We start from the raw sequence: 23,017 nt of genomic DNA on the forward strand, positions 1-23,017 counted from the left end.
CATAATTCCTTTCAATTCTAAATAGAAGTATCGGGATGGTAACCCACATAGGGGACTTCGTATTCCCTAAATACAATGCCATAGGATTTTAATTCTGCTAAGATGGGGTCATAAACCTCTTTTTGAATTGGGATTTGAACGCCCGCTTTGGTAATCTTCTTATTTAAAATCAATAAGGTCGCAATAGCCACGGGAAGTCCAACGGTTTTAGCCATAGAAGTATAAGTCCTGTTCTTTCCCAAGACCACCATATTGGAATCGATCTGTTTTTTTTGCCCGTGAAGCTCATATCCAAATTTATGATACATGACGATCATATCCTTGTCGTCTTTGTCAAGCGTCCAACTCTTCTCCAAAATCTCCTGTAAAATCTGTGCAGGAGTACCATTCTTCTTAGCGATGGTCTTTTCAGCACTGAAAAGATCAAGTTCCACCAGTTTCTCCCACATTACATTATCCTGGTCTATTTTGAGGTAATGTCGAAGTTTAAGCTCTACAGAATCTGTAATGGAATAGGGTAAAAAGGAATTTACAAATTCTCTATAAGACATGCCCTCAGAGTTTTCTATCGTATAGGTATCATCCGTCATGCCCAATTGTACAAACATATCCCACGCTCTGGAGAACCCTACTCTTCGCATTGTTCCGCGATATAGTGTCAATACTTCTTCCAGGCCATATACATCGCGATATTTTAACGAATCGCGATTGGCATATCCTTCAAATTTCCCATAGCCTTCGATTTCAAAAAATTCCGTACGTCGAAACAATTTGTGGTAGGGAATGTATTTATAAGTGCCTTCTTGGATGAATTTTGCAGCTCCTCCCTGTCCGGCAACCACCACATTACGAGGGTTCCAAGTAAATTTATAATTCCAGAGATTGGTGTCGTTCTCCGGAGCCACTAAGCCTCCGGTAAAAGATTCAAATAACAAGAGGCGTCCACCTTGTTCCCGAATGCGATCAATAATTTGCATGGCACTCATGTGGTCTATTCCGGGATCTAGGCCTATTTCGTTCATGAATATAAGTCTCTTTGCCTTCGCATCTGCATCCAAGGCCTTAATTTCTGGACTTACATAAGAGGCGGTGACCAAGTGCTTTTCATAGGCAATACAATCTTTGGCCACGGTGATATGAAAGCGTGCGGGTAACATGGAAATTACAATATCGGCATTGGCAATGGCCTGCTGCCTTTCCTGATCTTTAAATATATCGAGTCTAATGAGGGTACAGGAGCTGTGCTCTTTTATAGTTTTGGGCAAGGCCTCGGGCTGCAGATCACCGATGGTCAAGTGCAAATTTTCCGTAGGAGCTTTTTCCAAAAGATAATCCAACAAATAGGAAGTGGACTTGCCAGCGCCTAGAACTAATATTTTTCGTAGCATTTGCTTTGCGTATTTTTGTAATCGTATGGCAAAGGTATACCTACCTAAGCGTATTTATAACGCATGCTAAGGTATCAAATTGTTATATTTATAAAAATATCATTGCAATAAGTTATGAACAAAACAATTTATGCCATAGGAATAGGCTTTGGCTTCTTGGCAATTGGTCTTGGAGCCTTTGGGGCTCATGGCCTGGAAAAATTGGTGGATGCCGATGCGGTAGCTACTTTTGAAACTGGAGTGAGGTATCAAATGTATCATGCCTTATTTTTAATCCTTTTAGGAACCCTAAAAGAGGTCTCCTTAAAAACAAAGAAAATAGTCTTGTATTTCATTACTTTCGGGGTTATCCTATTTTCATTCTCGATCTATCTTTTAGCTACAAATAGCCTGTCCGCCTTTGATTTCAAGACCATTGGATGGGTAACGCCCATTGGGGGATTACTACTATTGTCGGGATGGTTGGTTTTAGGCGTTCAAATATTAAAAAAAGCCGATAAAGAACTCTAGAATTAGGGAGTCAACGGATATATTTTTCATAATTTTACCAAAAATTTAAAAAGACCATTATGGATAAATCCACACCTAGAACGAAAACGATTTCGTTACAGGCTTACGGAATTGAAAGTGATACGATACACTATCAGTTATCACCTTCAGAACTTCATGAGATCTCCTTGGAGAAAGACATGGGAAAAGAGGCATCTTCGGGGACTTTGGCCATCAATACAGGCGAGTTTACAGGAAGATCTCCCATGGATCGATTTATTGTCAAAGATGAGATTACCTCGGAAAAAGTATGGTGGGGTGACATCAATATCCCTTTCGATAGCGGGAAATTTGATGCACTGTACGATAAGGTGATTTCCTATCTCAATGAACGGGAATTGTATGTGCGGGATTGCTATGCCTGTGCCGACGAGAACTATAAACTGAACATTAGGGTCGTTAATGAATATCCTTGGTCCAATATGTTCGCGTATAATATGTTCTTGCGTCCTACAGAAGAGGAATTGGATACTTTTGAAGCAGAGTGGACCGTGATCAACGCTCCTGGTTTTATGGCCGATGCTGCGGTAGATGGAACGCGGCAACACAATTTTGCCATTTTAAACTTTAGCAAAAAAATTGCCTTGATCGGTGGAACCGGATATACTGGGGAAATTAAGAAAGGAATTTTCTCTGCCTTGAATTTTATCCTTCCGGTCTTTAAGAACACCTTGCCGATGCACTGTTCAGCAAATGTTGGGGAAGCTGGGGATACTGCCATCTTTTTTGGGCTTTCCGGTACGGGAAAAACCACCTTGTCCGCTGATCCAAATCGACGATTGATAGGAGATGATGAGCATGGTTGGACCAATGAGAATACGGTATTTAATTTTGAAGGAGGTTGTTATGCAAAAGTCATTGACTTGTCTGCCGAAAACGAACCTGAGATTTATGGAGCCATTAAAAAAGGAGCCCTTTTGGAAAATGTCATTATGGATGCTCAAGGGGTCGTAGATTTTAATGATACGTCCATTACGCAGAATACAAGAGTGAGTTACCCTATTTATCATATTGATAATATTCAGACACCTTCCATTGGAAGGAACCCAAAAAATATCTTTTTCCTAACAGCCGATGCTTTTGGCGTACTTCCTCCAATATCAAAATTGACGCCAAGTCAGGCGGCCTATCACTTTATTTCGGGTTATACCGCTAAGGTAGCTGGAACAGAAGCGGGTGTCGTAGAACCTGTACCTTCGTTTTCAGCTTGTTTTGGAGCGCCATTTATGCCTTTGCATCCTACGGCTTATGCAGAAATGTTGAGTAAGAAGATGAAGGAAGCCGGTGTTAATGTATGGTTGGTGAATACGGGCTGGACCGGAGGACCTTATGGTGTAGGTACCCGTATGAAATTGAAATATACCAGGGCTATGATCAATGCAGTGCTCAATGGAGATTTAGGATTGTACAATTACGATGACTATCATATACATTCTGTATTTGGTGTAGCACAACCTAGGGAATGTCCAGGAGTGCCTACCCAGGTGCTTAGTCCAAGAGCAACTTGGAACAATGACGAAGCCTATTATAAAACAGCCTTTAAATTATCCAATGCGTTCCGGGAGAACTTCAAGAAGTTTGAATCCTTTGCCAGTGAAGAGATTCGGCGTGGAGGACCACAACGTTATGCACATTAATAAAAAAAAGCCTCTTCAACTGAAGAGGCTTTTTTTTATTCTTTATCGCTATCGCTAATTACTTTTTGTTGTTTACCGTAGTAATGTATTTCTGCAGTGCCATGGTCATAGAAGGGGTTTCAGGTGTTGGTGCCTGAATGTCTATGCGAAGACTGGCATTATTGGCGGCTTTGACCGTAGAATTTCCAAATACGGCAATGCGCGTATCATTTTGTTCGAAATCAGGGAAATTTTTCAATAAAGATTCTATGCCCGAAGGGCTGAAAAACACCAAGATATCATAGTACACATCCCTTAAATCGGAAAGATCGCTAATGACCGTTTTGTAAAATATCCCTCTTTCCCAATTCAATCCAAGTTTATCCAAGGTCTCTGGTACAATGGGTTTCAAGACATCTGAAGAAGGAAGCAAGAACTTTTCTTCTTTATACTTTTTAAATAAGACCACTAAATCGGCAAAATTCATTTTGCCGACATAAATCTTACGTTTTCTATAGACTACATATTTTTGAAGATAATAGGCCACAGCTTCGGATTGGCAAAAATACTTCATAGTATCCGGAACTTTGAATCGCATTTCTTCTGCAATTCTAAAAAAATGATCTACCGCATTTCTGCTCGTAAGAATAATAGCGGTATAATTGTTCAAATCAATTTTTTGTTGCCTCACCGTTTTGGCATCCACTCCCTCCACGTGGATAAAAGGTCTAAAGTCGACCTTTACTTTCTCTTTTTCTATGAGTCGTGAATATGGGGAGTTTTCCATTTTCGGTTCTGGTTGAGAAACCAAAATCGTCTTTACTTTCATAAGTCTCAATCTTTTAGATAACTTCCAATTATCACAATTGGCGCAATTTCAAGTGCGCAAAGGTACAAAATAAAATAGAAAAAATTGGAAGTAATGAATTTTTGATGATTTCTTATTACTGTGATCCAACCAATACCATTAATGGATAAAATAAGGGAAATGGTTAGGTATATTGTAGGTTTTGAGTCCTCCGCAATATACGTAAGGATGATATTGGCGAGGAAAAATAGTATGCCACTGTAGTTCAGGTAGGACAATTTTTTGAAAATAAACTCACTCACCATTTTACTGGTGTTAAATACAAAACCATTGCCCAATTGCAATACCACCTTCAAAAAAATAAATAAAACAACCAAGCCCAGAATAATGGGGTAGAGATAAGGCGCAGCTTCCGAAGTGTCCTTAAATAGAACACCCATGGCCAAATAAATGAATAAAGAGAAATTTAGGATCAGAAAAAGCGTAAAGAATACATGGAACCAGTTTAACAAACGATCTTTTTTGTTGTACATAAAAATATACTTATTGTTAAAAGGTAAAATCATGAAATTTGAAAACCTACTATAGGAAAAACTTTTGGCGATGACCATGATCAATAGACTGGCAAATAGAATGCCGGTAATCCAATCCTTGTTGGTTATAGATCTAAGAATAGGTTCCATTTACTCTAATTTCGTGGTTTTTCCATTAAGTCCGGCACGTAAGCCATTTTCCGATATTCCTATTTTAAAATACCCCGGATTCTCAATTTTAGGTGCCGGAAGTGTAAAACGAAAAGATGTAGTATCCCTTGCCTTTAATACTCTCGTTCCCGGATTTGCCAGGGTTGTTTGTAATGGGACAACATCTTTTACTTGTTTGTACGCATTCATGTATGCCAATTCAAAAGTGATTTTATTTAAATCAATATCCTCAAAATAAGGATTATAGACTTTTAAAGTTTGTTCTTTGGTATCCTTTAAGCTGATGTCTTCTTCAGGAAGAATACATTGCAATTTGCGAAAGGATTCAAAATTATCTATATACATGCCATAGCTGATGCTTCCGTCTTGCGTAGTATAGGTAATATCCTTGCGCTTTGCATATTTAGAAACGTACAATACGCGTTGATGTTGTATGGCGTATTCCGTACTGTCCAAGGAATATTGATTGCGTCTATAGCGTATATTATTCAGGGAATAGGCGGGAACACCAGAATAGAAGGCGTACATTGGCGTGTTTCTATAGGAGTTTTCAAAGACCACAGGCATATCCCCTATTTGGGCTTGTAGACCAGAAACCCATGTCGTATTGTCGTGCGCTTCAAAGTGTATGGGAAGGGCAGGAGAATATACCAGCCAAATTCTGGCATAGCACAGGAGTACAATATTGACCATGCCCAACCTATAGATCCATTTCATGCTGTGTTTATGCTGCAGCATCACCCTAAAGATGATAAGAATCATAGGAATAGACGCTACAATAACCCATTGCGCCTGCACACGTCTATTGAAACTGGATACAAAAAAGAAAATCAAAACCCCATAGGTAAGGTATAAGAGCGCTTTGGTAAATAGGTCAATCGCTTTGGTCTTATACAATGCCCGATAGGCAAAGGGGAAAGTAAGACCAAAAAGAACAACCAGACTTAGGAAATAACCCAGGGTAAAATCCGCAAACTCATAAGCCCTGTTGGGGCGCTCAAAGAGATGGTATTTTATGGATACAAAATCGTTTTGATACAGCCATAAGAAATGTGGGGTATAACATAAGAGTGCCACAATTACCGAAAGCCAGGCATATTTATTCCCTATCAGTTTTATATTGGAGAGGAGTACAAATAAAATTACCAATGCCGCGTGGTACTTGCTATACATGAGGGCAGCCATAACCACCCCTAAAGCGATACAAACAATGATAGATGGTGAACTAAGGAATTTTTTATAACACCACAAGAAGAGGGCCGTAAAAAATAACAAAGGCGTATCGGGTAAGGTAAAAAAACCGTAGGCATTCACCAGGGGCATTGAAAATATCAAAACAAAAAAAGGAATGGAATAGCGCTGCTTTTTAGCGTCATCGATCATGGTCCATAATACTACTATCGTACCTACAGCAAGGAGACAGCTCATGAATCGTACCCCAAGCTCGCCTTCAAAGAAAAAACTACTGATTTTAATCAATAGGGCTACCATGGGAGGGTGGTCAAAATAGCCCCAAGCCAAATTTTGGGCATAATGCCAATAGTAGGCTTCATCAAAAATAAGTTCCGTAAAGTAGGCTTGGACAATGTTAAGCAAAAAAAGCGCTGCCAATAGATAGCGTAGTGGTTTGGGTATTTTTTGTAACATAAGAAAAATAGATTCGCCCCAAAATTACGAATTATATGCATCATGGATAGTCGTAAAAAAATGATAAAAGCTAAAAGCACATTTCTTTACAGTAGATAAAGTAGTATTTTTGTCGAAATCAGCAAATGCTTCAATGTCCGATAGTTTAGTAATCATTCCAACCTTTAACGAAATTGAAAATGTAGAGGCCATTATTCTGGCAGTCTTTGCCTTGAAAAAAGACTTCCATGTATTGGTGGTAGACGATAATTCTCCAGATGGGACGGCAGATTGCGTTAGGGAACTGCAGAAAGAGTATGCCGATCGGCTGTTCTTGGAAGTTAGGAAAGAAAAGTCAGGCTTGGGGACGGCCTATATCCATGGGTTTAAATGGGCCATTAAACGGGATTATGGCTATATCTTTGAAATGGATGCTGATTTTTCCCATAAACCTGGAGATTTGCTCCGTTTATATCGGGCCTGTGCCAATGGTGCCGATGTGGCCGTTGGATCACGGTATAAAAAGGGGGTGAATGTGGTAAACTGGTCTTTGTTTCGGATGTTATTGTCTTATGGGGCTTCCTTTTATGTAAAATTAATTACCGGGATGCGTGTGCATGACCCCACCGCAGGTTTTGTATGTTATAAAAGGGAGGTGTTGGAAACCTTGAATTTAGATAATGTGCGTTTTGTAGGTTATGCTTTTCAAATAGAAATGAAGTTCCGGGCGCATCTGAAAAAGTTTACGATCAAAGAGGTCTCCATTATTTTTACGGATAGGGTGAGGGGAAAATCCAAGATGAGTTCCTCCATTATCAGTGAGGCCATTTTTGGGGTATTAAAGATGAAATTCCGAAGTATATTTTTTAAAAGCAAGTTTTAGGGATGGGTAGAGTAATATTAAAAAATGCGACGATTGTCAATGAAAATACCCAGTTTGAAGGGGATATTTTAATTGAGGGGGAACGTATTGAAAAAGTAGCCAGAAATATTAGTGATGCCGAGGCGGAGGTCATTGATGTTCATGGGAGTTATGTTCTTCCTGGAATTATAGATGATCAGGTGCATTTTAGGGAGCCGGGATTAACGCATAAAGGAACCATTGCTACAGAGAGTAGGGCGGCCTTGGCGGGTGGAATCACTACATTTATGGAACAACCCAATACCAATCCGCAAACTACGACTATTGAAAAATTAGAGGAGAAATTTGCTGTGGGAGCCCAAAACGCCTTTGCCAATTACTCTTTCCTTTTTGGAGGAACCAATGATAATCTGGAAGAGCTGAAACGATTGGATAAAAATGCCTGTTCCGGAATTAAATTGTTTTTGGGATCTTCTACAGGGAATATGTTGGTCGATGACGAAAAGGTTATCGAATCTATTTTTAGCAGCACGGACATGGTCATTTCGGCGCATTGTGAAGATGAGGGCACCATAAGGGCGAATCTTGAAAAATATAAGAACACCTATGGCGATGCCATCCCTATTGGATGCCATCCTTTGATCAGAAGTGAAGAGGCCTGTTATTTATCTTCTTCCAGAGCTATTGCCCTGGCCCAGAAAACAGGGGCTAGATTGCATGTATTTCATCTGTCCACCGGAAAAGAAACTGCCTTGTTCCGGAATGATATTCCCCTGAAAGACAAGAAAATTACCGCCGAAGTCTGTATCCACCATTTGTGGTTTTCCGATGTGGATTATGAAGAAAAAGGAACTTTGATCAAATGGAATCCTGCCGTTAAAACAGCCGCTGATCGAGAGCAACTATGGGAAGCCCTCTTGGATGACCGCTTGGACATTATTGCTACGGACCACGCGCCTCACCTTCTTACGGAAAAAGATAACCCCTATACCAGTGCACCTTCCGGGGGCCCATTGGTACAACATGCGCTTCCGGCAATGCTGGAAAAACACAAGGAGGGGAAAATCAGCCTGGAAAAGATTGTGGAAAAAATGTGCCATAATCCCGCTATACTCTTTGATATTCATAAGCGGGGATATATTCGGGAAGGCTATTATGCCGATCTTGTGGTGGTAGATCCAAAAAGCTCTTGGGAAGTAAGCAAGGAAAATATTGCATACCATTGCGGATGGTCTCCTTTTGAAGGGAGCAAGTTTGGCAATACCATTTCCTATACCTTTATCAATGGTCATCTCGGTTATGCGCATGGGAAATTCTCCGAAAAGAGAAACGCAAAAAGACTAACATTTGACAGATAGAAGTATGAAAAAGGTATTATTTTTTGTGCTTTGTGCCTTAATTTTGTCCTGTAATGAAAAGGTGATCGAACCTCCCGAAAATCTAATTCCTCAGGAGACAATGATCAATATTCTCTATGACCTTTCGGTGCTCAATGCGGCCAAGAATACCAATCCGGAGGTTTTAAAGGATAATAAGATCGAAACTATGGAATACTTATATAAAAAGTATACCATAGATAGCGTGCAATTTGTAAAAAGCGATTTGTACTATGCTTCGGTACCTTTAGAGTATGAGAATATTTACAAGGCCGTGGAAGCACGCTTGACCGATACCAAAAAGACATTTGAAGAGGAGCGAAAAAAACAACGGGATAGTGTGATCTCTACCCAAGATTTGATCAAGTCTGAACGGAATCGAAAAAAAACAAAAGTTAAGGATTCTCTTTCTTAAATGCAGCACAGGCAAATGTAATGGCCTCGTCCAAAGGACTAAAGGAATACTGTAATGCGTTTATGATTTTTGTATTGTCGTATATTTCCTGATCTCGTAAGGAAGTCACCGTTTTTCGAGACAACTTCCTTCCTTTGGAACTAAATAGGTGACCTACCCAATCTAATCGCCATAAGATTTCCAATTGCCAAAAACGCAATTGGGTTTTTGGTGGGGCCTTGTCAAAGCCCTTTGCCACCTTGGTTAGAATTTCTTGGAAGCTTAGATTCTCGGCAATGCTAATAAAACGTTCGTGTACGATACTACTTTCCATTAATTGGATCATCATATCCACTACATCTTGAACAACAATGACCCCAGTGCCGCTTGGCGGGTAATATCCTCTGTTTTTATAGGCTTGACGGAACAAAACACCACTACCGCTGTTCCAATATCCAGGGCCAATAATAAGGCCCGGATTCACAATAACTATGGGAACACCTTCTTGTCCGGCACGCCAAACCTCCATTTCCGCATCATTTTTGGTCAAACCATAGACATTGGCATGGGAATCCGTCCATTCATTTTCTTCTGTGGCTTTGGCCCCTCCAAGACTTTTGCCCACTGCCGCAATGGTACTAACATAGCAGAGCTTTGCAATGTTATGGGCAATGCAGAGGTTGGCCACATTGGCCGTTCCTTCAATATTTATTTTTTTGAGGGCATCAAAATCATTGGGGTCAAAGGAAATCAGGGCCGCACAATGATATACATGAGTGACCCCTTCAAAAGCGATATCCAAAGAAGGAATATCCGTAATATCGGCCTCTACCCAGTGGATTCTCTCAAATAAAGCTTCAGCATCCTGGGAATAGTAGGAAAAAATGTGTTTTACATGCTGTAGATTACTGTTTTTTCTGTGCGTGGCCCTTAGCGTGGAATTATTTTTGTTCAAGAGTTGAAACAAAAGATGTGCCCCGACCATACCTGTACCTCCAGTGACTAAAATCATGTTTCAAATTTAGGTATTTGGCATTGAAATATGGACATATTGAATAAAAATGGAGATTTTATGTAGTGAATATCCAAACAAGTTTATTTTTGTACTTATTATTTAAAAAGTAGAAAAGAATGGCTTCAAATTTTGTGGAGGAACTAAAATGGAGAGGAATGTTACACGATGTGATGCCGGGAACGGAAGAGCATCTGTTGAACGGGATGCAAGCGGCGTATCTTGGGATCGACCCAACGGCAGATTCATTACATATAGGACATCTTGTGGGAGTGATGTTATTGCGTCATTTTCAACTGGCGGGACATAAACCCTATGCCTTGGTTGGAGGAGCAACAGGAATGATCGGAGATCCTTCAGGGAAATCGGCGGAACGCAACTTATTGGACGAAGCTACTTTGCGACATAATCAAGAAGCATTGAAAGAACAATTGTCACGATTTCTGGACTTTAAAAGTGAGGCTGAAAATGCGGCGATATTGGTCAACAACTATGATTGGATGAAGGACTTTTCCTTTTTGGATTTTATCCGGGATGTAGGGAAGCATATTACCGTAAATTATATGATGGCCAAAGATTCCGTAAAAAAGCGCTTGTCCTCTGAAGCCAGTGAAGGGATGTCTTTTACGGAATTTACCTATCAATTGGTACAAGGATATGATTTTCTGCACCTCTACAAGCACCACAATTGTACCCTTCAGATGGGAGGAAGTGATCAGTGGGGGAATATTACTACAGGAACGGAGTTGATTCGAAGAATAGGTGGCGGAAAGGGATATGCCTTGACCTGCCCTTTAATTACCAAAGCCGACGGCACCAAATTTGGAAAAACCGAGGGAGGGAATGTATGGTTGGATGCCCATAGAACATCGCCCTATAAGTTTTATCAGTATTGGTTAAACACCTCTGATGAAGATGCTGAAAAGTATATTAAGATTTTTACTTTTCTTTCCAAAAACGAGATTGAGGAATTGGTGAAAGCACATACCGAGGCTCCACATATGCGTATCCTACAGAAGCGTTTGGCAGAAGAAATTACTACTGCGGTGCATTCTAAAGAAGATTTGGAGAATGCTATTAAAGCCAGTAATATTTTATTTGGAAAATCGACTTCCGAAGATTTAAAAGGATTGAATGAAGCTGTTTTTCTGGAAGTTTTTGATGGGGTTCCACAAGCTGAAGTTGAACGTGTTGAGATAGAAAATGGTTTGGATATGATTGGGGCATTAGCCGCAAAAACAGGATTTTTGGGCTCTAATGGAGAGGCTAGAAGGGAATTGAAACAAAACTCCATCGCGGTCAATAAAGCCAAAGTTAAAGAGGATTATACCATTTCCGTGACCGATTTGATCAATGATAAGTATGTGTTGCTTCAAAAAGGAAAACGAAATTATTTTGTTTTGGTGGCTAAATAAAGAGCGGAGAAGCAACTTTTTTAGGTTTTTGTATCTTTAAGGTACATGAAATAAGAATATTATGAGAAAGTATGCCCCATTATTACTGCTCTTTGTTTTCTTGAATTCCTGTTCTGGTGAAAGCGAAGTGAATTTGATCGACCCGGATTTAGACGGGCAATGGACACTGACCGAAGCCTTCTGTTTTTGCTTTTTTCCGGATGACTTTAACTTTGCCGTGCATCAATTGCTTATTAATGTAGAGGAAAATCAAGTTACGGTTTCAGATAATCCCAATAGCTTTTTTCTAATAGCCCCGGGAACCTACACCCTTTCGGGAGAAAGAGCCGTTTTAACCTTTAATGGAGCGATACAATATCAATATCGTATTGATGGGGATCGCTTGGAATTAACAAAGGTGGATGATCCCAATATCTCAGATGACGAGCTTACCTTAGTTTATGTTCGTGGTGGAGGCTTTGGGACTTCTTTTTAAAGCGCCATTAGATTGCAACCGCGAATATCCGAATGGTCAAAACGTCCCAGAATTTCAAAATGGCCATTTTTATAACATTTGCCCAAGTCTTGCGTGGCAATAAAAGGACAAGAATTGTGGTTTGCCAAATCAATGATGTTTACGCCTCCGGTTTTTCCGTGCGCTTGGTATGTTAAGGGGTCTTCAGTGTCACGGATATAAATACGCATCCAAGGGGGTGTTTCAAAGATACCATGGCCTTTGGAATAGGCTTGTGACAGCAATTCCGTCATTCCGTATTCCGAATGTATCACCTCAACACCAAATCCTTCTCTTAGTCTCTCGTGCAGGGCGGTGCGAATCATTTCCTTGCGCTTTCCTTTCATGCCCCCAGTCTCCATAACGGTGGTATATTTTAAGTTGAATCGGAATTTTTCTACCAGATCCAAAAGTGCAAAGGAAACCCCGATCAATAGGGTTTTGGTGCCAAGAGCTTCCAGTTTTAAGATTTTTTGTTGAAGGGCATCAACATCATGAAGGTAAAAACCACTGTCAGGATGACTACTTTTTTGGATAAGATCTTGCACCATATAAATGAGGGAGGACCCTTCCCTTTCTAAATAAGAAGGTAACAAAGCCAGAATGCAATAGTCCGAAGCGGGACCGTAAAAATATTGAAAAGCCTCAAGATAGGACCTTTCGTAAAGACCAATGTCCGTCACATAATGGGTGCTGGTTGTACTCCCTGTTGTGCCACTACTAGTGAACAGTACTTGCGGTTTTTGGCTATTGGATACAATGGTTTTGGATTTAAAAAATTCAATGGGCAAAAAAGGAATATCACAAACGTTTTTTACGTGGTTTTCTGTTCGTTTTAAATGTGCGCAGAATTGACGGTATACGGTATTGTTTTGATAGTGGAATTGAAATTGTGCTAGGGCATGGGCATCAAAAGTGGCCGCATCGATAGGGTCAAAAATAGCGTATGGATCCATGGTTGCTTGTACAGGCACAAAAGTAACCAAAAAATAAAAGCCCCATAAATTGGAGCAACGGGCATTTTAAGGAAATGGAGAAATTATTTTACCACTAATTTTTGCGTCATGGACTGCCCTTTTTCGGTCACTTGAAGCACATAGATACCGGGAACCAGTCGTGAAATATTCAAGACATTGGTGGAAATTCGATCGGTAAGCACCACTTTGCCAAAGACATTGTAGACTTTGACCACTTTAATGGCATTTAAATCACTTTTTATATTGACAACATCACCAACTGCCGGATTCGGATATAATTTAAAGCTATAGGGTTTCTCTTTTTTTGATTCCTGATAACCGCTTGTATCCTGGCCAAAAACACTGGAAGTGAAGGCAAAAAAGGCGATAAGAAAGAAATATTTCATAGGGCTTTCGTTTGGGAGCAGTATAAATATAGCAAAAGGAAATACCTATTTTCTCTAAATGTTGTGAAATGGCAATTTTTGTATGTGAACGGAATTTCTAAAACCGTTCGTCGATATTTTTGATACGATCATCGAATCAGGAAAAAAATGGAATTTCGGTATAATGAAGGATAAGGGAGAACGTTATTTGACGACTAGCTTTCGTGTGGCCACTTTGTTTTTTTCAAAGACACGCAGCACATAAATACCCGCTTTTAAGTCGGACAAATTTAATTCTTTCCCTAAAATGGTGGTTTCCATAACTTGCGTTCCAAAAACATCATAAATCAACACTTTTTTAGGCGCGTTTTGCGTAGTGCTGATGTAGACTTTACCGGAAGTAACCGGGTTAGGATAGACTTTAAAACCATCAATATCTCCCTTACCCTTGCTATCTTGTCCATAGCTAAGGGAGAAAAAAAGGAAACATACAATGAGGTAAAAGTGCTTCATATAAATAAATATACGACAAATATACTAATTTTAGATGTCGTTCGTTGCATCGTATTTTTATTCTATCAAAAATTTGGCCAAAACGATATTTCGGATGCCTTTATAGTCATTTTTTAGGTCAAAAACTGGCTTTTTTTTACCTAAAATTATGAAGAAACAAAAAAGCACCCCACGAAAAGTGAGATGCCTTTTTTTGACTAAACTGATAAATATAATTTATGGACTAGATTCCGGGAACCCAGCTAAACATAGCCACGTCTACCGTAGCGGCAGCGTCGTAAGCTTCAGCAGGATTGGCATCGGCACCTTCGATCTGTACGTTAGAGAAAGCACCCATATCCCTAAAATCCAAACTTGTAGTATATCCTGTCAACGAAAGTCCAGTGATCGTTGCTCCAGATTCTCTTTTGAACTGTAAAGCAGTTCCTCCAGTAGCGGAAACCGCAGTTAAATTAACAATAGAAGGATTTCCATTTTCCCCATCTGCCTCAACAGCAGTAGAGAAACCTTCAATGTTATGCACCACATAGGCATTGGTCAAGGTTCCGTTCCAACCTTCTGTCCAGTCAATAGAATCATCTTCATTATCCTGGAAATACATATTAGTTGCGTTTACGGTTCCACCAAAGAACTCAACACCATCGTCCGTACCGTTTAACATGGCTACGTTAGAGATGGAAGTTTCAGAGCCAACCGCATAAAGCGTCAATCCGTTGAATTGAGAATCAGGGTTGATGGCGGCACCCGCATAGTTGATCACCAAGTAGTTGATAGATCCGGAATTATCCATATCATTAGTTCCTCCATAAACCAATTGTCCAACTTCTGCAATGGCATCAACACCAGCAGTGGTCGTAGCATCCCCTAAGATGACCAAACCACCCCAATCACCAGGAGTTTCTCCGTTGGATGTCATGATTACAGGATTGGCAGCAGTACCTTGCACATCGATCTGGGCTCCTTTTTGGATAACGATATACGTACTTGTATTTTCACCATCTACAGCATCCGCAGTAATGATGGTTCCTGCAGGAATGGTTAAAGTAGCTCCACTTTCAACACTGAAAGTATTGCTCAATAAATAATTAACGTTTGCATCTAAAGTCATATCGGCAGTAATACTTCCGCTTAACACGCTTGTAGTGGCCTGAGATCCAGAATTGATCCAATCAAACATGGCTACGTCTACAGAAGGAGCTGCAATATAGGTTTGGGTAGGATCGGCATCTTGCCCTTCAATTTGTACGTTGGAGAAGGCACCCATATCCCTAAAATCCAAAGAAGTATCATATCCGGCCAAAGAAAGCCCTGTAATGGTAGCTCCAGATTCTCTTTTGAACTGTAAGGCAGTACCTCCAGTATTGGAAACCGCAGTTAAGTTGGTCAAGGTTGGATTTCCATTTTCCCCATCCGCTTCAACGGCCGTAGAGAAACCTTCAATAGTGTGCAATACATATCCATTGGTCAAGGTTCCGTTCCAACCTTCTGTCCAGTCAATCGCATCATCTTCGTTGTTTTCAAAGTACATATTAGAAGCACTTACCGTTCCTCCAAAGAACTCTACCCCATCATCGGTACCATTAAGTACAGCTACATTAGAGATAGAAGTTTCAGAACCGACAGCATAAAGTGTCAATCCGTTGAACTGGGAATCAGGATTGATGGCAGCCCCGGCATAGTTGATGATCAGGTAGTTGATGGAACCGGAATCGTCATTGTCGGTAGTACCTCCGTAAACCAATTGTCCAACTTCAGCAATAGCATCAACTCCGGCAGTAGTGGTCGCGTTTCCTAAGATAACCAATCCTCCCCAATCTCCAGGAGTTGCATTGTTGGAGGTCATGACTACAGGATTTGCCGCAGTACCTTGAATATCGATTTGTGCTCCTCTTTGAACCACGATATAAGTACTTGTATTTTCCCCCTGAGCTGCGTTTGCAGTAATGGTTGTTCCTGCAGGAATGGTCAAGGTAGCCCCAGACTCTATACTATAGGTATTATCCAATACATAGGATACCGTAGGGTCTAAAGTCAAATCTTCCGTTAACATTCCGGTCAAAGTAGTACCTGTTGCCGGAGGATTGCCACCGTTGCCACCGTTGCCGCCATTACCTCCGCCTGAAGTAGGAGGATCGGTTGTGTTGTCGTCTCCTGAACAGCTAGTGTTCAAGGAAACGAAAGCCGCAATTGCAAACAAAGAAAGAAATTTAATAACTGTCGTTTTCATGATGATTCTTTTTAAGATTTAGTTTATAGTTTAGAATATGTTATTAAAAATTATAATTGACACCAAGGCTGATTTGGGCCCCGTTGGTATAGGATCGTACCACTTCCTCGGTTTGGATTCCGGTAGTGCTTGGACGGATCAATTGGGTTCTCTCGATCTCAGGATTCAACAAGTTTCTTCCAGTCAATCGGAACGTCCAATGATCGCCAACTTCCTTGCTGACTACGGCATCCAGTACCACGAAACCTTTTTCAACAATGGCATCGTTAAATTCGATATCGGTATTGTTCTGGTTAAAGGCTGCTCCCAGAGCAAAGATTTTATCGGAAGCATAGTTCCCTGCTACCGTTAGTGTCCATGGATTTTTGTTTGCCGTAGTAAAATTCAAGTTGGCATTTAAAATCCAATCCGAAGCGCCCTGCAAATCAATTTTGGTCAACCCTCTATAACGGAAGGTTCTGACCAAGCTTCCATCGGCATTCCTGATTTCCCTTAAGTCCTGGCTGTGCCACATACGTGTAGCATTTAGGTTCAAGTTTAATCCATAACCAGATCTGCTACCATCATCTTCATTGATAATAGGTTTGATCAAGTCGACCCTTGTTTCCAATTCCAAACCAAAGACTTCGGCCTTGTCCCCTGAGTTAAAGAAGGAGAATACTCCGGCAGATCCCCTATCCTGTACCGTATTGATAGGATCGGAAATGTCTTTATAGAAAGCGGCCAAAGAAAGTACCTGACCTGCTGAAGGGTAGAATTCCCATTTTAGATCGTAGTTCAAATCCCTGGAAGCTTCAATATCCGGGTTACCACGAACTACCTGAGCGGTGGGAGAAACATATTCAAAAGGAGCGATTTCCTTAAACTCGGGTAAGGTGATGGTTCTACTGAATCCAAAACGGAAGATGTTTTTCTCGTTCAAGGAATACTTAACATTTAAACTAGGATATAAATTGTCATATTCCTGGCTGGTCTCCCCAACACGTCCCTGAAGGTTTCCTACGTCAAAATTCACATCGATCTCATCGCGTTGGTAACGCAATCCTAAATTAAAGTTCCATTGATTTACGGTATAGTTGGCATCCACAAAACCAGCGTAAGACTGTAATTCCCCATTGTAAAAATCAGGTTGTAGGATGTTTAGGCGTAAGGCACCGCTATCAAAATTCTCTTGCTGAAAAATTCCGCCAAGATCATCTATGGAGACAGGGTTGATTGCATTTCGAGTAGTTTCCCGCACCCCAACGAACTGAGATCTAAAATCCCGTTGTTTGTTTCTGTAGTTTAGGCCATACTCCAATTTAAAGAGTTTGGTAATATCTCCCTCATCATTGGATTCGGAAAGAAGCGTACTCACATTCTTTAGATAGCCGTTGTATTCGGTATCATCGATTTCCTGATTGGATTTACGTTGTTGGAAATCTCCAGTTCTTCCTAACTGTACAAAAGTCCCATTAGGATCAAAATTCACCTCGTTTCGGATTCTATTAGGTTCATCCGCATTGACCAGGTTGTAGCCAACCGCCCATTTGAACAAATTGTTTTCATTTAAACGGTGTGTACCCAACAATTGCGTGACAAATAAGCTGGTCTGTCTTAAATTCTGATCGCGGATAAATTGAAACAAGCCTTCTGGACGCTCCGTCTCTTCAAAAATAGAAGCTTCCCCATTTCTACCTCCTTCAAATACAATATCAGAAAGCGTGTTTACGAAAAAGGTGTTGGATTTTATTTTGTTATTGTCATCAATACGATAACTCAAATCCAAAAGCGCCGTGGTTACATTTCTCTTATTGGAGGTCGTAGCATCGGTAATGGTGTCCGTAATAAAGTTACGATCATATTGCCGGAAAACACCCTGTCCATATTCATAGGATTGGGATTGGGAAGCCGTGAGCAACACCCCAAATTTTTCGCCAAAACGCTTTCCTGCAGTAATGGAATAGGAGTAGTTGATCGGGTTTTCCTGTTGTACCGTATTGAACCCTTGTTGGGTAATCAACTCCTGAGTACTGAGGTTTTGTTTATAAAAACCAAAATCTACATTTCTAGAGTTGGGTGAAATGCTAAAGTTATTAAAGACATCGCTTTGCAATACATTGGTGTTTCCGCCAACACGTACCCCAACACTCAATTCTAAAGTGTCTTTCAATTCCCTAGAGGTAATATCCACATTACCCGATGCCTGATCGGCAGAACCTGCTACAGCATAGGTTTTACTGATACTTACATTCTGGATTACTCGAGTAGAGAAGAGTCCAAGGTCAATGTTCTTTCGTTCTACATCATCGGAAGGTACCGGCAAACCATTTAAAGTGGTAGATAAGTAACGATCGCCAAGACCACGTACAAAAATATCCCCAGATCCTTCACTACTGGTTACTCCAGAGATCTTGGTGGTTGCCGTTGCTGCATCCCGTACCCCCAATTTTCGCAATTGCTGATTTCCAATACTTTCTTTTACGATCAAGGCTTTCTTGGTGTCGATCAATAAGGCCGTTTCGGAATCTCTTCTAGCTTGTGTAGTCACTACCACTTCATCTAGACTCACCCCTTCACTAGCGGACATGGGTACATTTACGGTGGTTACCTTTCCGGCTTCAACTTTAACATCCGGAATTTCTACATTTTGATACCCTAAATAACTAAATACAAGAACATAGGTTCCCGGTTCTAAATCAGCCAATTCATATAATCCATCAAAATCGGAGGTTGTCCCTTTGGTTGAGCCTTTAATTATAATGTTTGCAAAAGCAAGCGGCTCATCATTTGCTTCCTTGTCGGTTAATTTTCCTACAATACTTCCAGTCTCCTGCGCTCCTATCTGTAAGGATCCTATCAGGCATAATATCAATACAATAACTCTCATTAAAATGATTTAAATGTTGCCGCAAAGAACGTCAGGTGTTGTAAAAGCCGCGTTACCTACAGGTTAAACATTCGTGTATTTATTGTTACATTAATGTTATGATATTAAATCAACGTTAAGCACCTTAAGCGTAATAGTATTATATTTACATTTGAGGCTGTAACCAATTCGTAATACTCATGAAAAAAAAGGATACCAAGATATTGTTAGTAGATGATGAGCCGGACATTTTGGAAATTGTCAGCTACAATTTATCTTCAGAGGGATATCAAATTTTTACGGCTAAAAATGGCGTAGAAGCAGTGGCCAAAGCCAAAAAGAAACAGCCCCATCTTATTATTTTGGATGTGATGATGCCCGAAATGGATGGGATCGAAGCTTGTGAGATCATCCGTGGTATTCCCGAATTGGAAAACACCATTATTACGTTCCTGACAGCCCGTAGCGAAGATTACTCCCATGTGGCCGGTTTTGAGGCAGGTGCTGATGACTATATAACCAAACCTATAAAACCAAAGGTATTGCTGAGTAAGGTAAAAGCCTTGCTTAGAAGGTTAAAAGAAGATAAGCAAGAAACCGAAGATATTGTTAAAGTAGGCGATATTGTCATCAATAGGGAAGAATATAAAATCATCAATGATGGGGTTGAAATTATTCTTCCGAGAAAGGAGTTCGAGCTCTTGGCCTTATTGACTTCCAAACCTAGCAAAGTATTTAAACGTGAAGTGATTTTGGATAAAGTTTGGGGAAATGAAGTCGTTGTTGGGGGAAGGACCATAGATGTTCATATTCGTAAATTACGCGAAAAAATAGGGGAAGAACATTTTAAAACCGTCAAAGGTGTAGGGTATAAGTTTGTATTATAATGGGGATACGGTTACAGAAGTCATATCGTTTTGCTTTTCGTTCTACCGTATACATTACCCTGTTTTTGACCCTTTTTCTCTTTGGCCTTATGTGGTTGAGTAAATCGATCAATTGGATCGTACTGGCTCCTTTTGCCTTACTCTCCTTTCTCATTACCTTTCTTATCATACAATCACGTGCAGAACGGTTTATCTATCAGCGTATTAAAAGGATTTATGACGATGTTTCCCTGTTGGAATCTTCCAGTCTTTCTTCCCGTACGGTGACCACCGATATGACCACGCTTACTGCAGAAATTGAAAAGTTTGCCGCAGATAAGAAAATTGAAATCGACACCCTGAAAATCCGGGAGGAATATCGAAAAGATTTTTTGGGAAATGTCTCCCATGAATTAAAAACCCCCCTTTTTACGGTCCAAGGATATATACTGACCCTGTTGGACGGTGCGCTTTACGATGAGAATATTAATAAAAAATACCTGCAACGGGCCAATAAAGGAGTAGAACGCCTTATCTATATTGTAAAGGATCTGGATTTGATTACGAAATTGGAAGTAGGAGACCTAAATTTAGAGCGGGAAAGTTTTGATATCATTGAATTGATACAAAGTGTTTTTGATCTTTTGGAAATGAAGGCGGCCAAAAAGAAAATCGCCCTTACTTTTGATATGGATTATCGGGAACCTGTCTTAGTGTATGCCGATAAGGAGAAAATACAACAAGTGGTGACCAACCTCCTCGTGAATTCTATTAAATATGGGCAAACCGATGGAACTACGGAAGTCAGTGTTGAAAATTTGATCAAGAACAAAGTCATTATCAGGGTGACCGATAATGGAGAAGGTATCCCCGAGAATTATTTACCAAGACTTTTTGAACGCTTCTTTAGGGTAGACAAGAGCGGTAATAGAAAGGAAGGGGGATCTGGTCTGGGCCTCTCTATTGTAAAACATATTATTGAGGCTCATGACGAAAAGATTTATGTGGAAAGTGTAGAGGAAGTTGGTTCTGAATTTTCGTTTACCTTGGAAAAAATAGAAAATAAAGAAGCGTAATCGATGGTCGCATTGAATTTTTTTAAGCCTTTAAAATCCTTTGCGCTTTCAAGGGTGGCGATACTAAAATCTTCTTGGGTAGCGCTGCCAACATAACCTAATTTTTGCATTCTTTTGGCCAAGTATTCCTGTTCATATTGTCCAGGGGTAGGAATAAAAAAAGCATCTTTTTCCAAATGGGCAAGATCCATTATTGTGGTATATCCCGAACGGCAAAGCACAAGAGCGCTCTCGTTTATGGCGATTTCCAATTCGTGGGAATTCATATAATTATAGTATGTGGTTATTCTTTTCTCTTCGATGGAGGTCTGCGTTTTTTGTTCTTTTTCCAGTACTCCGCGTACAAAAAGAACCCTGCCGTGATAGTGTTGTAATTCCTCTTTTATTTTTTCTTCAAGAAGGCTGCGCTGTGGTTCTGGACCAGATAAGAGTACCATTAGATCATAGACAAAGGGCAATGCTTTTTTTTGTAGCCTGCTGAGCGGCCCTAGATATACGATGGGGAGTTTGGAGTTCTTGAGATGCCCCAGTTTTCCGGATAGATTTGGTTTGCCTTCATGATCAGGAACCCAGCAGGCATTAAATTTTCGTATTATTTTTTGATGTGCCTTGGAACTCATCCAGGTTGTTTTGCCCGAAAGAACGTTGAGCTGATGTGTAATAAACACCGAGGGGATTTTTTTGCTGTATACCCCTAAACGATTGTCCGAGATGATACCGTCCAATTGGAATTCCTTAATTAGTTTTTTGATTAGTTTTTTTTCTTTTTTAACGGCTTTTATCATCTTGGGGGAATCCCAGAGGATTTTTAGCTTAAAATGTTTTTTTTTCTTGGCGTAGGTAATTTTGTAAGAAGGCAATTCAATGGTCTCCACATCTGGAAATTCCTTTTGCAATAATACAAGGGCTACACCGTCTGAGGCTATGATGGGAGTGTAATGGTGCGCCTTTAATGCCCTGATGATTGGAATACATCGCGTTGCATGTCCCAATCCCCAATTTAGCGGGGCCACTAAAATTCGTTTGTTGGATCGCATTGTTGCAAAGAACAAAAATTCCTTACTCAAATAGATTTCCTTAGTTTTGTCAAAACATTAAATTTTGGTCATCAACTTTTGATTTGCAATACGATTTTTACCTGTTAATGCCACTTCAGCAAGAGGAGTCTATGGAACAAGAGAGGAAATACCAATTTTTATGGATATTGAATGAAAATTGAACGCATATTTTGGGAAGTAAGAACAAACTCAAACGATTTAAAGAGAACGAGACTTTTAAGAATGTAATTCAGCCTACACGGGAGGAAATTCTTGATGCATCCTTTAAGCTTAAAGGGAAATGGGCCACTTTTTTTGGCAATGACCATCCCATAGTATTGGAATTGGGTTGTGGAAAGGGAGAATATACTATAGGATTGGCTAAACAAGATCCCTCCAGAAATTATATTGGTATTGATATTAAAGGAGCCCGATTTTGGCGCGGGGCGAAAACAGCTTTAGAAGAAGGGATCGATAATGTAGGATTCTTAAGAACACAAATTGAGTTGATAGATGCCTTGTTCGGGCCTCAGGAAATCGCTGAAATTTGGATTACTTTTCCGGATCCCCAGATAAAATACAAGCGCACAAAACACCGCCTTACCAATAGTTTTTTTCTAGAAAAATATAAGAAAATTTTACGCCCGGAAGGCGTGATCCACCTGAAAACGGATAGCGAGTTTATGCACGGATATACGTTAGGGCTTTTACATGGTTTAGGTGCAGAAGTGGTGTATGCGAACCACGATGTCTATAAAAACGAGGGAAGCCCAAAGGAAGTTTTGGAGATTCAGACATTCTATGAAAATCAGTATCTTGAAAAAGGAAAACCGATAACCTATATCCAATTTAGGATCAACTAAAC

The 23,017-nt window shown here is 40.2% G+C and carries 21 protein-coding genes; 10 read left to right on the forward strand and 11 right to left on the reverse strand.

Going from position 1 to position 23,017, the window contains the following annotated elements:
- Positions 1–17: 17 nt before the first annotated feature.
- Positions 18–1,388, reverse strand: coding sequence for a saccharopine dehydrogenase family protein (locus tag ACEXOE_RS23290; RefSeq protein WP_394751284.1), 1,371 nt, complete (start codon positions 1,386–1,388; stop codon positions 18–20).
- Positions 1,389–1,502: 114 nt separating this feature from the next.
- On the opposite strand from ACEXOE_RS23290, the gene ACEXOE_RS23295 reads away from it, so the two are divergent.
- Positions 1,503–1,898 carry a DUF423 domain-containing protein gene (locus ACEXOE_RS23295; protein WP_394751285.1) on the forward strand — a complete coding sequence of 132 codons (396 nt, stop codon included), beginning with the start codon at positions 1,503–1,505 and terminating at the stop codon, positions 1,896–1,898.
- A 59-nt stretch (positions 1,899–1,957) separates the two neighbouring features.
- Entirely contained in the window at positions 1,958–3,574 is a 1,617-nt protein-coding gene (gene pckA, locus ACEXOE_RS23300) for a phosphoenolpyruvate carboxykinase (ATP) (RefSeq protein WP_394751286.1), read from the forward strand.
- 58 nt (positions 3,575–3,632) lie between these two features.
- On the opposite strand, the gene ACEXOE_RS23305 is transcribed toward pckA, so the two are convergent.
- Genes ACEXOE_RS23305 through ACEXOE_RS23315 form a run of 3 tightly spaced genes read right to left on the reverse strand, consistent with a single transcriptional unit; the run spans position 3,633 to position 6,712 of the window.
- Positions 3,633–4,382 carry a uroporphyrinogen-III synthase gene (locus tag ACEXOE_RS23305; RefSeq protein WP_394751287.1) on the reverse strand — a complete coding sequence of 250 codons (750 nt, stop codon included), beginning with the start codon at positions 4,380–4,382 and terminating at the stop codon, positions 3,633–3,635.
- 5 nt (positions 4,383–4,387) lie between these two features.
- Positions 4,388–5,044 (reverse strand): DUF4271 domain-containing protein, encoded by a 657-nt coding sequence (locus ACEXOE_RS23310; protein WP_394751288.1) that lies wholly within the window; start codon positions 5,042–5,044, stop codon positions 4,388–4,390.
- Positions 5,045–6,712, reverse strand: a complete 1,668-nt coding sequence (locus ACEXOE_RS23315; RefSeq protein ID WP_394751289.1) for an ArnT family glycosyltransferase — start codon at positions 6,710–6,712, stop codon at positions 5,045–5,047.
- Between the two features lie 133 nt (positions 6,713–6,845).
- Here ACEXOE_RS23315 and ACEXOE_RS23320 point away from each other — a divergent pair, with 133 nt between their 5' ends.
- The 3 genes from ACEXOE_RS23320 to ACEXOE_RS23330 are packed head-to-tail and all read left to right on the forward strand — an operon-like array spanning position 6,846 to position 9,344.
- Positions 6,846–7,574, forward strand: a complete 729-nt coding sequence (locus ACEXOE_RS23320) for a polyprenol monophosphomannose synthase (protein ID WP_394751332.1) — start codon at positions 6,846–6,848, stop codon at positions 7,572–7,574.
- A gap of 2 nt (positions 7,575–7,576) precedes the next feature.
- Positions 7,577–8,911 (forward strand): dihydroorotase, encoded by a 1,335-nt coding sequence (locus ACEXOE_RS23325; protein ID WP_394751290.1) that lies wholly within the window; start codon positions 7,577–7,579, stop codon positions 8,909–8,911.
- Between the two features lie 4 nt (positions 8,912–8,915).
- Positions 8,916–9,344 (forward strand): DUF4296 domain-containing protein, encoded by a 429-nt coding sequence (locus ACEXOE_RS23330; RefSeq protein ID WP_394751291.1) that lies wholly within the window; start codon positions 8,916–8,918, stop codon positions 9,342–9,344.
- Here ACEXOE_RS23330 and ACEXOE_RS23335 read toward each other — a convergent pair.
- Positions 9,325–10,335 (reverse strand): SDR family oxidoreductase, encoded by a 1,011-nt coding sequence (locus ACEXOE_RS23335; protein ID WP_394751292.1) that lies wholly within the window; start codon positions 10,333–10,335, stop codon positions 9,325–9,327. The genes ACEXOE_RS23330 and ACEXOE_RS23335 overlap by 20 nt on opposite strands.
- A 119-nt stretch (positions 10,336–10,454) precedes the next feature.
- Here ACEXOE_RS23335 and tyrS point away from each other — a divergent pair, with 119 nt between their 5' ends.
- Together tyrS and ACEXOE_RS23345 are read left to right on the forward strand one after the other, a co-directional pair.
- Positions 10,455–11,750, forward strand: coding sequence for a tyrosine--tRNA ligase (gene tyrS / locus ACEXOE_RS23340; protein ID WP_394751293.1), 1,296 nt, complete (start codon positions 10,455–10,457; stop codon positions 11,748–11,750).
- A 61-nt stretch (positions 11,751–11,811) separates the two neighbouring features.
- Positions 11,812–12,225, forward strand: coding sequence for a hypothetical protein (locus tag ACEXOE_RS23345; protein ID WP_394751294.1), 414 nt, complete (start codon positions 11,812–11,814; stop codon positions 12,223–12,225).
- Here the strand turns inward: ACEXOE_RS23345 and ACEXOE_RS23350 are convergent.
- The 5 genes from ACEXOE_RS23350 to ACEXOE_RS23370 form a co-directional block, all read right to left on the reverse strand.
- Positions 12,222–13,199: a LuxE/PaaK family acyltransferase gene (locus ACEXOE_RS23350; RefSeq protein ID WP_394751295.1), complete on the reverse strand. Its 978-nt coding sequence runs from the start codon at positions 13,197–13,199 to the stop codon at positions 12,222–12,224. The genes ACEXOE_RS23345 and ACEXOE_RS23350 overlap by 4 nt on opposite strands.
- A gap of 83 nt (positions 13,200–13,282) precedes the next feature.
- On the reverse strand, positions 13,283–13,606 hold the full coding sequence (locus tag ACEXOE_RS23355) for a T9SS type A sorting domain-containing protein (protein WP_394751296.1): 324 nt from the start codon (positions 13,604–13,606) through the stop codon (positions 13,283–13,285).
- A gap of 183 nt (positions 13,607–13,789) precedes the next feature.
- Entirely contained in the window at positions 13,790–14,098 is a 309-nt protein-coding gene (locus tag ACEXOE_RS23360) for a T9SS type A sorting domain-containing protein (protein WP_394751297.1), read from the reverse strand.
- Between the two features lie 223 nt (positions 14,099–14,321).
- Complete coding sequence (locus tag ACEXOE_RS23365) at positions 14,322–16,325, reverse strand: hypothetical protein (protein ID WP_394751298.1); 2,004 nt, start codon at positions 16,323–16,325, stop codon at positions 14,322–14,324.
- 43 nt (positions 16,326–16,368) lie between these two features.
- A complete protein-coding gene (locus ACEXOE_RS23370; RefSeq protein ID WP_394751300.1) occupies positions 16,369–19,194 on the reverse strand; it encodes a TonB-dependent receptor in 2,826 nt (941 codons plus the stop codon).
- Between the two features lie 179 nt (positions 19,195–19,373).
- Between ACEXOE_RS23370 and ACEXOE_RS23375 the strand changes: the two genes are divergently transcribed.
- Both ACEXOE_RS23375 and ACEXOE_RS23380 read left to right on the forward strand, forming a co-directional pair.
- Positions 19,374–20,060 carry a response regulator transcription factor gene (locus ACEXOE_RS23375; protein WP_394751301.1) on the forward strand — a complete coding sequence of 229 codons (687 nt, stop codon included), beginning with the start codon at positions 19,374–19,376 and terminating at the stop codon, positions 20,058–20,060.
- Positions 20,060–21,115 (forward strand): sensor histidine kinase, encoded by a 1,056-nt coding sequence (locus tag ACEXOE_RS23380; protein ID WP_394751302.1) that lies wholly within the window; start codon positions 20,060–20,062, stop codon positions 21,113–21,115. Before ACEXOE_RS23375 ends, ACEXOE_RS23380 begins: the two co-directional genes overlap by 1 nt.
- Here ACEXOE_RS23380 and ACEXOE_RS23385 read toward each other — a convergent pair.
- The gene (locus ACEXOE_RS23385) at positions 21,040–22,152 is read right to left on the reverse strand and encodes a glycosyltransferase (protein ID WP_394751333.1); all 1,113 of its coding nucleotides are present in this window, start codon (positions 22,150–22,152) and stop codon (positions 21,040–21,042) included. The genes ACEXOE_RS23380 and ACEXOE_RS23385 overlap by 76 nt on opposite strands.
- Positions 22,153–22,343: 191 nt before the next feature.
- On the opposite strand from ACEXOE_RS23385, the gene trmB reads away from it, so the two are divergent.
- Complete coding sequence (trmB, locus tag ACEXOE_RS23390) at positions 22,344–23,015, forward strand: tRNA (guanosine(46)-N7)-methyltransferase TrmB (RefSeq protein WP_394751303.1); 672 nt, start codon at positions 22,344–22,346, stop codon at positions 23,013–23,015.
- Positions 23,016–23,017 lie beyond the last annotated feature (2 nt).

This window comes from Spongiimicrobium salis (assembly GCF_043678055.1).
GTDB classification, from domain to species: Bacteria; Bacteroidota; Bacteroidia; order Flavobacteriales; family Flavobacteriaceae; genus Spongiimicrobium; species Spongiimicrobium salis.

What these genes read in the sequence shown, in the direction of transcription:
- ACEXOE_RS23290 (WP_394751284.1), bottom strand. Translation starts at nt 1,388, where the DNA reads ATGCTACGAAAAATATTAGTTCTAGGCGCTGGCAAGTCCACTTCCTAT.
- ACEXOE_RS23295 (WP_394751285.1), top strand. Translation starts at nt 1,503, where the DNA reads ATGAACAAAACAATTTATGCCATAGGAATAGGCTTTGGCTTCTTGGCA.
- pckA (WP_394751286.1), top strand. Translation starts at nt 1,958, where the DNA reads ATGGATAAATCCACACCTAGAACGAAAACGATTTCGTTACAGGCTTAC.
- ACEXOE_RS23305 (WP_394751287.1), bottom strand. Translation starts at nt 4,382, where the DNA reads ATGAAAGTAAAGACGATTTTGGTTTCTCAACCAGAACCGAAAATGGAA.
- ACEXOE_RS23310 (WP_394751288.1), bottom strand. Translation starts at nt 5,044, where the DNA reads ATGGAACCTATTCTTAGATCTATAACCAACAAGGATTGGATTACCGGC.
- ACEXOE_RS23315 (WP_394751289.1), bottom strand. Translation starts at nt 6,712, where the DNA reads ATGTTACAAAAAATACCCAAACCACTACGCTATCTATTGGCAGCGCTT.
- ACEXOE_RS23320 (WP_394751332.1), top strand. Translation starts at nt 6,846, where the DNA reads ATGTCCGATAGTTTAGTAATCATTCCAACCTTTAACGAAATTGAAAAT.
- ACEXOE_RS23325 (WP_394751290.1), top strand. Translation starts at nt 7,577, where the DNA reads ATGGGTAGAGTAATATTAAAAAATGCGACGATTGTCAATGAAAATACC.
- ACEXOE_RS23330 (WP_394751291.1), top strand. Translation starts at nt 8,916, where the DNA reads ATGAAAAAGGTATTATTTTTTGTGCTTTGTGCCTTAATTTTGTCCTGT.
- ACEXOE_RS23335 (WP_394751292.1), bottom strand. Translation starts at nt 10,335, where the DNA reads ATGATTTTAGTCACTGGAGGTACAGGTATGGTCGGGGCACATCTTTTG.
- tyrS (WP_394751293.1), top strand. Translation starts at nt 10,455, where the DNA reads ATGGCTTCAAATTTTGTGGAGGAACTAAAATGGAGAGGAATGTTACAC.
- ACEXOE_RS23345 (WP_394751294.1), top strand. Translation starts at nt 11,812, where the DNA reads ATGAGAAAGTATGCCCCATTATTACTGCTCTTTGTTTTCTTGAATTCC.
- ACEXOE_RS23350 (WP_394751295.1), bottom strand. Translation starts at nt 13,199, where the DNA reads ATGGATCCATACGCTATTTTTGACCCTATCGATGCGGCCACTTTTGAT.
- ACEXOE_RS23355 (WP_394751296.1), bottom strand. Translation starts at nt 13,606, where the DNA reads ATGAAATATTTCTTTCTTATCGCCTTTTTTGCCTTCACTTCCAGTGTT.
- ACEXOE_RS23360 (WP_394751297.1), bottom strand. Translation starts at nt 14,098, where the DNA reads ATGAAGCACTTTTACCTCATTGTATGTTTCCTTTTTTTCTCCCTTAGC.
- ACEXOE_RS23365 (WP_394751298.1), bottom strand. Translation starts at nt 16,325, where the DNA reads ATGAAAACGACAGTTATTAAATTTCTTTCTTTGTTTGCAATTGCGGCT.
- ACEXOE_RS23370 (WP_394751300.1), bottom strand. Translation starts at nt 19,194, where the DNA reads ATGAGAGTTATTGTATTGATATTATGCCTGATAGGATCCTTACAGATA.
- ACEXOE_RS23375 (WP_394751301.1), top strand. Translation starts at nt 19,374, where the DNA reads ATGAAAAAAAAGGATACCAAGATATTGTTAGTAGATGATGAGCCGGAC.
- ACEXOE_RS23380 (WP_394751302.1), top strand. Translation starts at nt 20,060, where the DNA reads ATGGGGATACGGTTACAGAAGTCATATCGTTTTGCTTTTCGTTCTACC.
- ACEXOE_RS23385 (WP_394751333.1), bottom strand. Translation starts at nt 22,152, where the DNA reads ATGCGATCCAACAAACGAATTTTAGTGGCCCCGCTAAATTGGGGATTG.